Raw genomic sequence first — 15,008 nt, 5'->3', positions numbered from 1 at the left:
GCGATTCTCGGCAGGAACGGCGCGCTTATAAGAAGGAACTCTCATGCATATTGCGGTGCTCGCCGGTGACGGCATTGGTCAGGAAATCATGGTCGAGGCGCTGCGCGTGCTAGAGGCCATGAATTTGCCCGATCTACGCCTGGATCACGCCGATGTTGGCGGTGTCGCTTATCGGAACCATGGCCATCCTCTACCACCAGAAACGGTCGCATTGGCGAAGTCAGCCGATGCTGTTTTGTTCGGCGCGGTGGGCGATCCATCTTGCGATGATCTGGAACGCCACTTGCGACCTGAGCAAGCGGTGCTGGGCCTGCGTCAGGAAATGCAGACTTTTGCCAATTTGCGCCCCGCAAAAATGTTTCCGGGAATGGAAGATTCCTCGGGCCTCAAACCGGAAATCGCACGGACTATTGATGTTGTCATCGTCCGCGAGCTGAACGGTGATGTCTATTTCGGTGAAAAGGGCATGCGCAAAACGGCGGATGGCCTGCGCGAAGGCTATGACATCATGTCTTATGACGAAAGCGAAGTCCGGCGCATCGCGCATGTTGCGTTTAGAACCGCTATGGTGCGCGGTAAGCGCTTATGTTCGGTGGACAAGGCCAATGTGCTGGAAACATCCCAATTGTGGCGTGATGTGATGATTGAAGTCTCAGCGGAATATCCCGAAGTCGAGCTTAGCCACATGTACGTCGATAATGCGGCCATGCAATTGGTGCGCAATCCAGGCCAGTTTGATGTGGTTGTGACCGGAAATTTGTTCGGTGACATTCTGTCTGATCAAGCCAGCATGTGCGTGGGCTCAATTGGCCTGCTGGCATCCGCTTCGCTCGGCGAGGGCACGAAAGGTCTTTACGAACCTATCCACGGCAGCGCGCCGGATATTACCGGACAGGGTATAGCCAATCCTTCTGCCATGATATTATCCGCTGCGATGATGATGCGGCATAGTTTTGCGATGGAAGCGGAAGCAAGCCGGATCGAAGCGGCGGTTGCGGCTGTGCTCGAACAAGGCGTTCTCGGCCATGATTTGGGTGGCAATGCTTCCACCACCGAAATTGGCGATGCTATTGTCGCGCAGCTGACGGGCGGTTAGGAAAGAAAAATGAAGAGAAATACTGGTCAAGACCGCGACGTTACAAAGGACTGGCGCCCTGCCACCCAGGCAATCCGCAGCGGCACGATGCGCAGCGAATTTGGTGAGACATCGGAAGCCTTGTTCCTGACATCCGGTTATAGCTACGACTGTGCTGAAGACGCGGCTGCCCGCTTCGCCGGCGAGCAGGACGGCATGACGTACAGTCGCCTGCAAAATCCGACGGTGCAAATGTTGGAAGAACGCATCGCAACCATGGAAGGTTCAGAAGCCTGCCGGGCTACGGCGTCAGGGATGGCGGCGATGACCGCTTCCTTGCTCTGTCAGCTAGAGGCAGGTGATCATGTGGTCGCCAGTCGCGCTCTGTTCGGTTCCTGCCGTTGGTTGACGGATTCATTGCTCCCCAAATTCGGTATCGAAACGACCGTAGTTGACGGGCGGGAGATCGAAAATTGGGAACAGGCGATCACGCCAAAGACCAAAGTCTTTTTCTTCGAGACACCGGCCAATCCGACGATGGATGTGATCGATATCCGCAACGTCTGCGATCTGGCCCGTGCTAAAGGCATTACAAGCGTGGTCGACAATGCGTTTGCCACCAATATGCTGCAGAGACCGATGGAATTTGGTGCTGACGTTGTTGCCTATAGCGCTACCAAGATGATGGACGGGCAGGGCCGTGTCCTGGCTGGGGCCGTCTGCGGCACCGAAGAATTTATAGAGGACACGTTGCTCTCGTTCATCCGTAACACCGGACCGACTTTGAGCGCGTTTAACGCATGGGTGGTGCTCAAAGGATTGGAAACACTCGACCTGCGCATCCGTCGCCAGAGCGAAAATGCGCTCGAAGTGGGAAAGTTTTTAGAGCAGCGGGTAGAGAAAATCTTGCACCCCGGTCTGCCCAGTCACCCGCAACATAATCTGGCGATGAGTCAGATGGAGGCGGCAGGCCCGATCTTCTCACTCTATGTTGGTGGCGGTCGTGCACGGGCGCATGGACTTCTCAATGCATTGAATTTAATAGATATTTCTAATAATATCGGGGATAGTCGTTCGCTTATGTGCCATCCATCTTCGACCACACATCACGGGCTGGGAGAGGAAGCAAGGCTTGAGGTCGGCATTACCGAGGACATGCTGCGGATCAATGTCGGGCTCGAAGATCCCATCGATTTGATCAAAGACTTGGATCAGGCCCTTTCGTCTGTCGATCTTTGACTCTATGTTGATCGCATGAAATCATTTTTCCCTTTTGCCGAAACCACTGACGGGGTCACGGTGCGCGTTTCGGTCTCCTTCTTGCCGGAGCAATCCGACATTGATGGAAAGCGCTGGTTCTGGGCTTATCATGTCCGGATTGAGAACGATCGCGAGACTGCGGTGCAATTGTTGACTCGGCACTGGCGGATCCATGACGAACGTGGCGGCCTACAAATGGTTGATGGTGACGGCGTGGTTGGCGAACAGCCGGTCATCCAGCCTGGCAAGTCCCATGACTATGTTTCGGGCTGCCCGCTTAATACACCAAATGGTTCGATGGAGGGGCATTTCGTCATGGTGGGCGATATGCCGGATGCTTTCGAGGTTCGCATTCCTCATTTCCTGCTCACTGAGCCGACTGTCGAACAATGAAGCGTACCCATTTGCCATTGAACGGCTTGCGCGTGCTCGACGCTGCTGCCCGACATCTGAGCTTTACCAAAGCGGCCGACGAGCTGGCGGTGACACCCGCAGCGGTTGGACAACAGATCAGGGCGCTCGAGGACATGCTCGGCGTGGTAATGTTTCGCCGCACACCCAAAGGTCTGGAACTCACCGATGAAGCGTCGGCAGGGTTGGATTCGCTCCGCTCTGGTTTTCTGCAATTTGAGGAAGCTGTGCGCGCCATGCAGTCCGGGCAATCCTCGCATAAGTTGACGATCGCCGCACCCCGAGATTTTACCCAGAAGTGGCTCAATCAACGCTTGTCGAAATTTTCCGCTGATCATCCGGATACCAGTTTCGCACTGGTCGCCGCGGATGACGAGATTGATTTTACGGAAGCCAATCTGGACGTGGCTATCTGGCTTGGTGACGGTCCCGGCCAGCATGAAGGCAAAATGCTCGGAGACACGGTGTTCGTCAAAGTCGCGGCTCCCGGCCTCGTCGGTGGTAATAAAATTGACTGGCCCGGCTGTCCTATTTCCGAAGGTGAGGAAACCTTGATGCGTGTGGCAGATGGCGGCCTTGCTATTGAAGCCGCGGCCAATGGGTTCGGCTATGCTTGGGTTCCCAAGATGCTGGTCATGCGTGATCTGGCCGCCGGCAGGGTCGAGATTCTGGGCGAAGATAGCGTGTCTTCGCGCGGCTATTGGCTGATGGCGCCGCTGCCACAGTGGCGGCAGAAAAAGGTCAAAGCGCTGGTTGAGGCGCTCGCAAGCGCCTAACCTTGCACGCTCCATTTTTCGAGCCTAGTAGAGGTTCTAGGATTAGGGGGTTTTGATGATCAGGTTTTTGTATTTTGTAGCAACGGCGCTTTTGTTCTCCGGAACCAGTGTTGAAGCAAAAAAAGTCGCTTTGATCATTGGCAATTCTGAATATTTGAACACCAGCTCCCTGGAAAATGCGGATAATGATGCCTCGCTCGTGGCTGCCGCCGCAAAAAAAGCTGGTTTTGAAGAGGTTGTTGTCGCCCTGGATCAATCTGTAGACGATTTTCGTCTGACCCTCCGACGCTTTCGGGAAAAAGCAGATGGCGCAGATGTGGCGTTCGTATATTATGCCGGTCATGGTCTGGAGGGGCAGGGTGATAACTGGCTTGTTCCTGTTGATGCGGAACTGAATTCCAGTTTCGATCTGCCGTTTGAAACGATCAATCTCAACCGCTTGATGGAAACAGTCTCTGGCGCACAGGTGCGTGTGGTTGTTCTGGATGCGTGTCGGAACAATCCCTTTGCTAACAGCTGGCGGGCTGGGTCTCGCGCCGTGACGCGCGGTTTGGCGGGTATTGATGTGGATGATGTGTTGGTTATCTATGCAGCTGCACCCGGTCAGACGGCTAGCGATGGCGATGGTGTAAATTCCCCCTTTGCGGTTTCTTTGGCTGCGCGTTTGCCCGAGCCCGACTTGCCGTTACAATTGCTTGGCGGAACGGTGCGTGATGATGTTCTGAAAACCACCGGCGGAAAACAACGTCCGTTCGTTAGCGCGAGCATCACTGGCACTCCGATCTATTTGGCGCCCAGAACACCCGTACAACCGGTATCCGCTTCATCCGGTGTTGATACGCCCGGCGTCGATCAGACCGAGCTGGAAGGGATTACATGGCGGGGGGCTGTAGCCACCGATAGCGTGAGCGCATTCAGCACCTATTTGTCGCTCTTCCCAAACGGCAAAAATGCAGCATTGGCAGCGCAGAAAATCACCGCGCTGATCGCTTCGCCACCAGTGTTGGCCAAACCAAGTGGCACCGCTCCGGTTGGCTCCGGTAATGCCGTAAAAATATCAAACATCTCAATTCAAAATGTTAAATTGACGGGTTTTTTGGGGATGCCAGATGATCTGTTTCTTCGGTTCAACAATGGAGACCGATACCCAGATGCCGGTAACAAAAACCAAAAATTCAAAAAGGGTGATAATTGGGTAATCAGCGAGACGTTTGAATTGAATGACCCAGTTGTGTTCAAGGTGATGGAGCATGATATGATCGGGGGGCATGACACGATTGGCACGGTTTCAATAAACGCCACGCCAGGCACCTATACGCAGACGATGAACGGCGACCGCAGTGAATATATCATTACCTATGATGTGAGCACTGTCGAGTAGTCGTCGCTTTGATTCCCGCGGCCTGACTATTGTTCTGCCAGCAGGTTTACCATCCGTGTAGTCAGAGCCAGCAACTCGCTCTCCTGAAGGGATTGTTGCTCGTTGTTCCAGTTGACCGAAACGGCATAGTCTATTCCGCTTTTTGACCGCAGCAGGAAGCTGTATGACAATACGCCGGGTTCCGAACCGCCCTTATAACCAAAATAGTTCCATTTCTGGGCGGCCGCTGCACCAATGCCGGGATTTATAGTCAGTATATCTTTTGTTTCCGTGCTGGCGTTTCGATGGAGATATGCGAGCAACCGGACAACGTCCGCGGGTGAGGCGAACCATTCCAGCTTGGCGATGAAATTCGGCTTGTTGGTCAAAATGCGTGGATCGATGCTGCTAAGTGTCAGTGCGCTGTCCATGCTGGCCAGAAGTCCTTCTCGGCTGGCAGGATTGGCAGCGAAATATGTTTCTCGCCGCGATTGATGCACCGGCATTTTCAGGGCTGATGCCTGTCGTGTCATCAGAAATGGTCGCAGGTCAGCCGGGTTATGGTGGCCAACGTCTGCGACAATCTTGCCGAGCCCATCTTGTCCGATAACTTTGATCAAAGTGTCGGTCGCGCTATTGTCGCTGATAGAAATCATCAGGGTCGCTAACGTGTGGAGCGTGACCGGTGAATCATCCGGCCAGTTTTGACTTATTCCGGTAGGATGGGATTTTGGTCCCAACCGCACAACATCCGACCATCGTCGTTCACCCGCTCGGACGGCGCGGTCGAGCTCGGCCAGAATATAGAGTTTGAAAGTCGACGCGATGGCATATCGGCCATTGGGATCAAGGGCTGCAAGGGCAGGCTGGTCCATTCTGTCTAGCCGTTGGATTTGCAGGCCCTGACGGCCTGGTAGTTTGTCGATGGCAGCCAGAACGTCAGCGAGCGAGTTCGCATCTGCCTCAAAACTGGTCAGCAACAGGCCGGAAATACGATGGGGAGCGGCATTTTCGAGGTCAATATTCATCGTTCCGATCGACTTCGCAAAACGGACTTTGAGGCTGGCCGAATTTGCGTTGCGGGCGTTGATGGATGCGATTTCCAATGCAGGCCCATTTTGAGTCACCACTTGCTGCACGATCGAACGAAATTGTTCAGGCGGAACCGCATTGCGAAAATTCTCGTCGAAAACTTGACGCTCAATCGCTTCACCCTGAAGCAGGCGCAGCACGTCATTTGCACGATTAGAGAGCTGCTGGGAGACCGGCGCAATCGTTTGGGCGTGAACGCTGATGGGCGTCAACATGGCCCCGCTGGACAATGTTAGCAGGGAGAAAAGATATAGAAAACGCACAGAATTCTCCTAAAAATGCCACTCGTTCGCGATGCAATCTTTAGGCGTCAATAACCTCTTCATCAAGGCTAGCAGCATTTTGCTGGATGAAATTGAATCGATGTTCAGGGTTTTTGCCCATCAAGCGGTCCACGAGATCCTTCACGCTCGCGCGTTGCTCATATTCCTGAGGCAGTGATATTTTATACATCGAGCGGGTTTCAGGGTCCATTGTTGTTTCCCGAAGCTGTGACGGGTTCATCTCGCCAAGGCCTTTGAAACGGCTCACATCGACATTTTTGCCTTTGAATGGACCATTTTCGATTTTCGCACGGTCTTTTTCGTCCTGCGCATAAAGGCTCTTGTTCCCGGCGCTGATGCGATAGAGGGGCGGGCGGGCTAGATAGAGATGTCCCTGCCGAACCATCTCCGGCATTTCCTGGAAGAAAAAGGTCATCAGCAACGTCGCGATATGGGCTCCATCAACATCTGCATCGGTCATGATGATCACACGCTCATAGCGAAGATTGTCGGGGTCGCAATCTTTACGGGTTCCGCAACCGAGCGCGAGAATAAGATCGGCAATCTCGCTATTGGCCATGATCTTGGCGTTATTGGCGGACGCCACGTTGAGAATTTTACCTCGAATAGGCAGAATCGCTTGGGTTTTACGTTCCCGCGCCTGCTTCGCGGAGCCACCAGCGCTGTCGCCTTCTACGATGAACAATTCTGTGCCCTCAGGATCGCCGATCGAGCAGTCGGTCAGCTTACCCGGCAGGCGAACCTTCCGGCCTGACGTTGCCGTCTTACGCTTGACCTCGCGCTCCGCTTTACGCTTCAGCCGTTCATCCATACGCTCCATGACGAAGCCGAGAAGCGCCTTGCCGCGATCCATATTGTCGGTGAGGAAATGGTCAAAATGATCTCGAACGGCGTTCTCAACCAGCTTAGACGCCTCCGGAGAGGTCAGTCGGTCCTTCGTCTGGCTTTGAAACTGCGGGTCACGGATGAACACAGAGAGCATCATTTCGCCGCCGGAGGTGATGTCATCTGCCGTCAGCTGTGATGCTTTCTTGACCTGGACCAGTTCGCCAAAGGCGCGCAAACCGCGTACGAGAGCGTTGCGCAAGCCAGCTTCATGGGTGCCGCCATTGGGCGTGGGGATTGTATTGCAATACCAGCTGTAACTGCCATCAGTCCAGATCGGCCAGGTGATGGCCCATTCGACCCGACCTTGACTGTCAGGAAAATCTTGATTGCCTGCGAAGAAATCTGTGGTGACGCATTCGCGTCCGGAAAGCTGCTCGCGCAGGTGATCGGAGAGGCCGCCCGGGAATTGGAAGACCGCTTCCGCCGGTACATCATCGCTGGCCTGGCTTTCGTCACATTTCCAACGGATCTCGACACCAGCATAGAGATAGGCTTTGGAGCGCGCCAATTTGAACAGCCGGGACGGCTTGAACTTATTGCCTTCGCCAAAAATCTCGACATCCGGTATGAATGATATGCTGGTGCCGCGCCGGTTGGGAGCGGTGCCAACTTCTTCCAGTTTGGAACTTGCGATACCTTGGGAGAAGGATTGCCGGTGTAGGGTTTTGTTGCGCGCCACTTCGACAACCGTGTTGGAAGATAAGGCATTGACGACCGAAACGCCGACACCGTGCAGTCCACCGGAGGTGGCATAAGCCTTGTCAGAGAATTTTCCGCCCGAATGGAGCGTGGTCATGATGACTTCTAGTGCTGATTTTCCAGGAAATTTTGGATGGGGGTCAACCGGAATGCCGCGTCCGTTATCGGTCACGGTCAGGCGATTTTCTGCATCCAGAGTGATTTCTATGCGACTGGCGTGGCCGGCGACAGCCTCGTCCATGCTATTGTCGATAACTTCGGCGGCGAGATGGTGGAGCGCGCGTTCATCGACTCCGCCAATATACATGCCCGGTCGCTTGCGGACAGGTTCAAGTCCCTCCAACACCTCGATTGCCGAGGCATCATAGTCACCGGTTTTGGATTGGGTTGGCGGGTTAGAACCGAACAGATCATCAGACATGACCGACTCTATAAGAGCGCAAGAGTCACGCTGGCAAGAGCCTTATGGGGTCTTCTACCAAACGATCGTAATTTTATAGGAATCCGGGCGGATTGCTTAGCGGACGCGCGGGCCACCAAATGGCAGTGGTGGAGGAGGGCGCCGGGTTCCGCGCGGCAACTGTGCCTGAAACGCACGGCCGCAATGTTCCACGCAATAAGGAAAGCCCGGGTTCACTTCTTCTCCGCAGAAATGAAAGTCAGGCTCGCCAGGGTGGTTAATCGGCCAGCGGCAGATTTTGTCATTGAGATCAAGCAGGCTGGTCTTGTCCGCAATTTCTTCGCTCGGCTTGGCCGGAACCAGACGCCGTGGTGGTGCTGGTGGTATCGGTGCCTGTTGATCACCTGGGCCCTGGCGCAAAAAGCCACCAGGTCCGACGGATACGATTTTCGGACCATCATGCTTGGGCTGACGCGCTTGTTGCGCGGCATGGGTGCGCGCTGCCGGCGTCGGCGGCGGCATGGCGCGTCGTGCGACATGCTCTTCTTTTGGTTTCGGTGTTGTGCCACTTTTTGTGGGCGGTTTTTTCGGTTTGGCGGCCGGTTTGGCGCCTTTTTTGGCCTTGGGCTTGGCTTTTACCGGGGATGGGCGTGACTTCAGGCCAAGGCGGTGGGCCTTGCCAATCACGGCATTACGGCTAACACCGCCCAGTTCTTCGGCGATCTGGCTGGCGGTTAGGCCTTTTTCCCACATATTCTTCAGCGAATCGATCCGCTCATCCGTCCAAGCCATGCAAAGTCCCAATCATTTTCGAGTTTGTGCGATATAGGGTCGCCGCAGTGATTATACAACCATGATATTGCCGCAATAATCGCGCAATATGGGGTTGTGATTGGCCGTAGGAGCCGATAGGCGGATTGAATATGCTAGACCAACCTAAAAAAGATCAAACAAGCAATAGTCCGATGAGTGCGCCGGGTTTTGCGGAACCGGGCGTGCCAGTCATTCGCGGCGTCAATTGGGCTGGATTTTTGGCGCTATATTGGAAAGAAGTCCGGCGCTTTTTCAAGGTCCAGTTGCAGACCGTTTGGGCGCCATCGATCACAACTTTGCTGTTCCTGATCATCTTCACCGTGGCTATGGGGCGAGGCGGCCGTACCGTTTTGGGTGTGCCTTTCGCGGATTTCATAGCGCCTGGCCTGATCTGCATGGGCATGTTGCAAAATGCCTTTGCCAACAGCAGCTTTGCCATGCTGGTTGGCAAGATTCAGGGCACTATTGTCGATTATCTCACCCCGCCTTTGTCAGTCGGAGAATTGCTGGCGGCCTTGGTCACATCCTCCATGACCCGCGCGGCTTTGGTCGGTTTTGCGGTCTGGCTAGCGATGTTTTTCTGGCCGGGTGTCAATGTTTCCGTTGCCCATTGGTGGGCGGTGCTCTGGTTCGGAATCATGGGTTCAGCGATGCTGGCGTTGCTCGGCGTCTTGACGTCTATCTGGGCTGAAAAATTCGACCATGCGGCTGCAGTCAGCAATTTTGTCGTCGCACCGCTCGCGCTTTTGTCCGGCACATTTTATTCGATCGACCGTCTGTCTCCCGCCTTCCAGACGGTAAGCCACGCAAACCCGTTCTTCTATGCGATATCCGGATTTCGCTACGGATTTCTGGGCGAAGCGGATTCACCCGTTGGGCTAGGCGCAATCATATTGCTGGCGATTAATGTCGGTCTGGCGTTGATTTGCTATGTGCTGCTGAAGGCCGGTTGGAAGATAAAATCCTGATTCTTGAGGCCTTAGTGGCGATGGATTTGATTTAGCTTATATTTTCCATTGTCGTCCGGCTGAAACAATCTCGCGACATCAGGATGGCTGATCGGTTCGCCACTGTCGTCAGACAAAAGATTCTGCTGGCTGACATAGGCAACATAGCTGCTGTCCGCATTTTCCGCAAAAAGATGGTAAAAGGGCTGATCTTTGGGGGGTTGTATATCTTTCGGAATGGCTTCGTACCATTCATCGCTATTGGCGAACACCGGATCGATATCATAGATCACACCGCGAAAATCAAAAATGCGATGCCGGACCACATCGCCAATCGCGAAACGCGCATCGAGAATGTCTGGTGTATTCGGCGGTAGCGGATTGCCGGACTTGAATGGATCTAATGAGTGCATGTTGGCAATTTAAGCGCTTTGGGATGATATGCAAGCGCCGCATCGGTATCTTTATGGCAAGGGTGCACCTTATTGGGCCGCCATTAGGATCATTTGATAGGAGTGGTTCTGATAGTTTTGGGCGTCGCGGTTTTCGAAGCCTGTCTGTGGAGGTGCGTTAGGGATTCGAACCCTAGATACCATTGCTGGCATACCGCATTTCGAGTGCGGCGCTTTCGACCACTCAGCCAACGCACCTCATAGACGGGGCAGCGTGTAGCGATCATCGCGCGGCCCCGCAACCCATATCAAGGCCCGGAAATTATTGGCCTTGGCCATGGTGAAATAATGCTGTGTTGGCCACTTGAATCAAAGCCGGTGCGAATCTCCGCATTTCGAGCAAACTACATCTGCCAATTTCTTCATTTTTCTAACAGGATTTGCGGTTAAGGGGGCATTTGTCGCCAATCATGCAGTGAATCGACCGTTTCTCCAATATTCACTGGGAAATGGTCTTGTTTTTTGGCACGAAGGAATCTGGGCAAAGGACATTCGAATGAGCAAGAAGAAAATGGCTGAATATCAATCCCATTTGCAAGATGTTTTGGATGCTCCTGAAGGAGCCCATATCGCTGCTTTGTTCGATTTCGATGGCACGATCATTGCCGGATATTCTGCGACTGCAATGTTGTGGGAAAAAATCAAGCGGAGGGAAATGACCGCTGAGGAAATCGTCGAAACCGTCAATGTAATGGCCCAATATAGCACCGGTAACATGGGCTTTTCGGGCCTGATGTCGGGCGCGGCAAAATTCATGAAGGGCGTGACCGAGGACAGCTACTTCGAATTTGGAGAAGAGCTTTATGAAAAGCATATCGCGCGCAAGGTCTATCCAGAGACGCGCGCGTTGATTGAAGCGCATCGGGCCAAGGGGCATACGATTGCCATTGTATCCTCCGCAACCATCTATCAGATCGAGCCGACTGCTCGCGATCTCGAAATCGAGCATGTGCTCTGCTCGCAATATGAAGTCGAAAATGGTGAATTTACCGGCAATATCATCAGGCCGTTATGCTTTGGCGAAGGCAAGGTCATTGCAGCAGAAAATCTTGCGGCGGACTATGGTCTGAATCTGGACAAGAGCTATTTCTACTCTGACAGCTATGACGATATCGAATTGATGGAGCGTGTCGGCAAGCCGCGGCCCTTGAATCCCAATACGAAATTGCGGGAAGCGGCGCGGGAAAATGACTGGCCGCTGGAAAGCTATGAAAGTCGGGGGCAGGGCAAGCCTGTCGACTATGTGCGGACCATTTATGCGACGGGATCACTGATCGGCTCGGCTGTCGCTTCGTTGCCGATCTGGGCGTTGACCGGATCTCAGCGTGAAGCGATGAACTTTTCGACTGGTTTGTTTGGAGATATTGCGACTGCGCTGACCGGCTGCGAGCTGGAAGTGGGGGGCGAAGAAAATCTTTGGACTTCACGGCCCTGTATTTTCGTCTTCAATCATCAGAGCAAGGCGGACGTGATGATCCTCGCCAAGCTGATCCGACGGGACATGGGCGGCGTGGCTAAGAAGGAAGTGCGCGATACGCCAGTGATTGGCAAACTGATGGAGTTGGCGGGGACGGTTTTTGTCGATCGTGCCAATGCGGGCAGCGCGATCAAGGCCATGGCGCCGCTAATTGATGCGGTTAAGAACGACGGCAAGTCGATCGTTATTGCACCAGAAGGCACGCGCACACTCTCGCCGAAACTCGGCCCGTTCAAAAAAGGTGCGTTCCATATGGCGATCCAGGCGGGCGTTCCGATGGTACCCATCGTCATTCACAATGCTGGCGATGTTGCGCCCAAAAACGAATTTCTAATGCGGCCCGCAAAAGTGAAAGTTGATATATTGCCTGCGGTGGACACCAGCAAATGGTCTATCCGGACAATGAACGAACATGTCGCAGAAGTGCGTGGCATGTTCCTCGACGCCCTCGGGCAAGGGGAAGAAGAGGATGCGCTTGAGGCGCTGGTCAACAAAGAGCGGCCGGCAGCCAAGCGAGCTGGTGCAAGCCAGACCAGGAAACCTGCATCTGCAACAAAAAAACCGGCTGCAAAAAAGTCTGCAGCGCGAAAACCGGTAGCCAAGAAAGCAACAGTGAAAAAACCCGTTGCAAAGCGGACGGCTAGTCGATCTACCCCGGTAAAGAAAGCATCGCCGGCAAAGTCCAAAAAAGTGGCACCGGCGAAATAGTCTGACATCAAGGAACGGGAATGGACGAAGCAACACAAATAGCAATTTCCGGACCGCTGCTGGCGCAAGGCCCGAAGCTATTTGTAATTGATGCGCGCAATCGCGTCGAACGCCGGCATCTGCTGGATTGGCTCCACACATCCATGGCCGAGGGCGGGCCTGGCGGAAAGCTGAATTGGGTGAGCCTGCCGATATCCAATGAGCGAGCAGTGACGCGGCTAGGGCCTTTGGCGGAAAAATTGAAAGAAAATCCGGACACTCTGGTTGTGCCGGTTCGCATCGCTTGGCGCATTCCGAATTTTGAAAAAAGCCGTGCCGTAAAAATGCGGCATGTCATCTTTGGTGACCCGCGCAATCCGGGCAGTTTTCGCGCCCGATCTATTCTCCTGCGCAACAAACGCCGGGCCCATTGCCTTACAGGTCAACCGGCCACGATTGATGAACTCAAACTGCGTTTTGCCGAGATCAGCAAAGATTATGACCAGACCGATAATTCCGAATTTGCGGCTTTTGTGGTGCGGCAGGCGGGCCTTGTGCTGGATATTGCCGAGCGTGGCTTGCGCGGACGTCGCTATAAAGTGCCCCGGCATGTCGCGGACGGTTTGCGCAGTGATGCACGTTTCCGAACAGCAATGACCACACTTGCGAATGACCGTGGCGAGAGTGAGGCCGCGCTCTACGAACAAGCTGCAAAATATATGAAGGAGTTGATCGCAAGGCCTAGCCCGATGTTCATAGACATGAAGGCCAAGCTCGATCGGTTCATGCTGTCTCAGGGCTATGAGGACGAGGTGGTTTTTGATCGCAAAGAACTGACCCGATTGCGCAAGACCATGCGGGAATATCCTACGTTGCTGCTGTTTACACACAAAACCTACATCGATGGTGTGACCGCTACCGATCTGGCCTATAAAAACGACTTGCCGCTCATCCATGTATTTGGCGGCATTAACCTGGATTTCTTTGGCCTGGGCTTCATGCTGCGCCGCGCTGGCACCATTTTTATCCGGCGGAGTTTTGAGAATAACCCGGTCTACAAGCTCGTCCTGCGCTATTATGTCAGCTATCTGCTGGAAAAGCGCTTTCCCATGACCTGGGCGTTTGAGGGCACGCGCTCAAGGCTCGGCAAGCTGATGCCACCGCGTTACGGATTGCTCAAATATGTCATGGATAGCGCGCACAGCAATGATATTGAAAATGTGCATATCATTCCGGTTGTTACCAGTTTTGACCTGATCCGCGATGTCGAAGAATATGCCAGTGAACAGACCGGCCGGATCAAAAAGCCAGAATCCCTAAGCTGGTTCATCGGCTATATGCGAAGCTTGAAAGAACCGATGGGCAAAGTCTACGTGGATTTTGGCGAACCCGTAGTTGTCAAGAAAGCACCCAATCCGAACGACCGGCTAGCCTTGTCAAAAATGGCTTTCGAGGTTGCGGTGCAGGCCAATCGGGCGACGCCTTTGACCCTGACGTCTCTCATGTGCCTTTGTCTTCTCGGCACAGCACCGCGAGCAATGACAGAGGACGAGTTGCGCGCGGTCGTTAATTTCTTGATCGGATGGGCTCGAGAACGGGATATTCGGCTAAGCGAAGACCTGACCGAGCAAAATCTCGAGGGCATCCAGCGCACCGTTGAGACTTTGGTGAACAACGGTTTGTTGGTCCGATATGACAAAGGGTCGTCGCTGGTTTATGCCATCGAGCCAGATCAGCATCCTATCGCCAGCTATTATCGCAACTCGATCATCCATCATTTCTTGGACAAAGCCATAATCGAACTATCGATCTTCAAGGCGCGCGAGATCAAAGACGGAAATGCTGCAGATATTTTCTGGGAAGAGACGGATCGCCTTCGTGATTTGTTCAAGTTCGAATTTTTCTATCCCGAGAAACAGGAATATCGCCAGAATCTCGAAGCCGAATTGCAGCGAGTTGATCCGGAATGGAAAGCAAAGCTAGCGGAGGGGGGCGTGAAACTGGCTAGTCTGACCAACCGTTTCCAGCCGCTGATTGGCCATGCTGTGTTTTTGCCTTTCGTTGAGGCTTATACGATCGTTCTGGATATCCTGTCACGGCTGGAACCGGGCAATGCCATTGACAAGAAAACATGTGTCGAAATGGCATTGAAAGAGGGGCAGCAAGCCTATTTGCTCCGCCGGATCACCAGCGAATCCTCGATCGGGAAAATTCTGTTTGAAAATGGTTTCAAAATGGCTGCCGGCCTTGGGCTGACTGGAGAGACAACCCCCGACACGATCGCAGAGCGCAAAGCGTTGCTGCGGAAGTTTAGGGCACTTTCCCGTCGTATGGAGAAATCCCGGCTCGAAGTCCTGGCGCTAGCCGATAAGATATTTGAATGATCC

At 53.7% G+C, this 15,008-nt stretch carries 12 protein-coding genes and 1 tRNA gene; 8 read left to right on the top strand and 5 right to left on the bottom strand.

What is annotated here, in order from left to right; all coding sequences use genetic code 11:
* The first annotated feature begins 43 nt into the window (after nucleotides 1-43).
* Genes leuB through ABJV08_RS13470 form a run of 5 tightly spaced genes read left to right on the top strand, consistent with a single transcriptional unit; the run spans nucleotide 44 to nucleotide 4,903 of the window.
* Nucleotides 44-1,096 (top strand): 3-isopropylmalate dehydrogenase, encoded by a 1,053-nt coding sequence (gene leuB / locus ABJV08_RS13490; protein ID WP_348039736.1) that lies wholly within the window; start codon nucleotides 44-46, stop codon nucleotides 1,094-1,096.
* 9 nt (nucleotides 1,097-1,105) lie between these two features.
* Nucleotides 1,106-2,314 carry an aminotransferase class I/II-fold pyridoxal phosphate-dependent enzyme gene (locus ABJV08_RS13485; protein WP_348039737.1) on the top strand — a complete coding sequence of 403 codons (1,209 nt, stop codon included), beginning with the start codon at nucleotides 1,106-1,108 and terminating at the stop codon, nucleotides 2,312-2,314.
* Nucleotides 2,315-2,329: 15 nt separating this feature from the next.
* Nucleotides 2,330-2,728, top strand: a complete 399-nt coding sequence (gene apaG / locus ABJV08_RS13480; protein ID WP_348039738.1) for a Co2+/Mg2+ efflux protein ApaG — start codon at nucleotides 2,330-2,332, stop codon at nucleotides 2,726-2,728.
* On the top strand, nucleotides 2,725-3,522 hold the full coding sequence (locus tag ABJV08_RS13475) for a LysR family transcriptional regulator (RefSeq protein WP_348039739.1): 798 nt from the start codon (nucleotides 2,725-2,727) through the stop codon (nucleotides 3,520-3,522). Before apaG ends, ABJV08_RS13475 begins: the two co-directional genes overlap by 4 nt.
* A 55-nt stretch (nucleotides 3,523-3,577) precedes the next feature.
* Nucleotides 3,578-4,903 (top strand): caspase family protein, encoded by a 1,326-nt coding sequence (locus tag ABJV08_RS13470; RefSeq protein ID WP_348039740.1) that lies wholly within the window; start codon nucleotides 3,578-3,580, stop codon nucleotides 4,901-4,903.
* 26 nt (nucleotides 4,904-4,929) lie between these two features.
* Here ABJV08_RS13470 and ABJV08_RS13465 read toward each other — a convergent pair whose 3' ends face one another.
* The 3 genes from ABJV08_RS13465 to ABJV08_RS13455 form a co-directional block, all read right to left on the bottom strand.
* On the bottom strand, nucleotides 4,930-6,237 hold the full coding sequence (locus tag ABJV08_RS13465; protein ID WP_348039741.1) for a serine hydrolase: 1,308 nt from the start codon (nucleotides 6,235-6,237) through the stop codon (nucleotides 4,930-4,932).
* 40 nt (nucleotides 6,238-6,277) lie between these two features.
* Complete coding sequence (gene parE / locus ABJV08_RS13460) at nucleotides 6,278-8,266, bottom strand: DNA topoisomerase IV subunit B (RefSeq protein WP_348039742.1); 1,989 nt, start codon at nucleotides 8,264-8,266, stop codon at nucleotides 6,278-6,280.
* Between the two features lie 96 nt (nucleotides 8,267-8,362).
* Nucleotides 8,363-9,037 (bottom strand): GcrA family cell cycle regulator, encoded by a 675-nt coding sequence (locus ABJV08_RS13455; protein WP_348039743.1) that lies wholly within the window; start codon nucleotides 9,035-9,037, stop codon nucleotides 8,363-8,365.
* 131 nt (nucleotides 9,038-9,168) lie between these two features.
* Between ABJV08_RS13455 and ABJV08_RS13450 the strand changes: the two genes are divergently transcribed.
* The gene (locus tag ABJV08_RS13450) at nucleotides 9,169-10,026 is read left to right on the top strand and encodes an ABC transporter permease (RefSeq protein WP_348039744.1); all 858 of its coding nucleotides are present in this window, start codon (nucleotides 9,169-9,171) and stop codon (nucleotides 10,024-10,026) included.
* A gap of 11 nt (nucleotides 10,027-10,037) precedes the next feature.
* Here ABJV08_RS13450 and hspQ read toward each other — a convergent pair whose 3' ends face one another.
* Together hspQ and ABJV08_RS13440 are read right to left on the bottom strand one after the other, a co-directional pair.
* Nucleotides 10,038-10,418 carry a heat shock protein HspQ gene (hspQ, locus tag ABJV08_RS13445; RefSeq protein WP_348039745.1) on the bottom strand — a complete coding sequence of 127 codons (381 nt, stop codon included), beginning with the start codon at nucleotides 10,416-10,418 and terminating at the stop codon, nucleotides 10,038-10,040.
* 147 nt (nucleotides 10,419-10,565) lie between these two features.
* Nucleotides 10,566-10,655 (bottom strand) — tRNA-Ser (locus tag ABJV08_RS13440).
* 298 nt (nucleotides 10,656-10,953) lie between these two features.
* On the opposite strand from ABJV08_RS13440, the gene ABJV08_RS13435 reads away from it, so the two are divergent.
* Entirely contained in the window at nucleotides 10,954-12,642 is a 1,689-nt protein-coding gene (locus tag ABJV08_RS13435; protein WP_348039746.1) for an HAD-IB family hydrolase, read from the top strand.
* Nucleotides 12,643-12,662: 20 nt separating this feature from the next.
* The gene (locus ABJV08_RS13430; RefSeq protein WP_348039747.1) at nucleotides 12,663-15,005 is read left to right on the top strand and encodes a glycerol-3-phosphate 1-O-acyltransferase; all 2,343 of its coding nucleotides are present in this window, start codon (nucleotides 12,663-12,665) and stop codon (nucleotides 15,003-15,005) included.
* The last annotated feature ends 3 nt before the right edge of the window (nucleotides 15,006-15,008 follow it).

Source organism: Parasphingorhabdus sp. (genome assembly GCF_039982395.1).
GTDB lineage: Bacteria > Pseudomonadota > Alphaproteobacteria > Sphingomonadales > Sphingomonadaceae > Parasphingorhabdus.
This window is presented reverse-complemented; position numbering and strand designations above follow the sequence as displayed.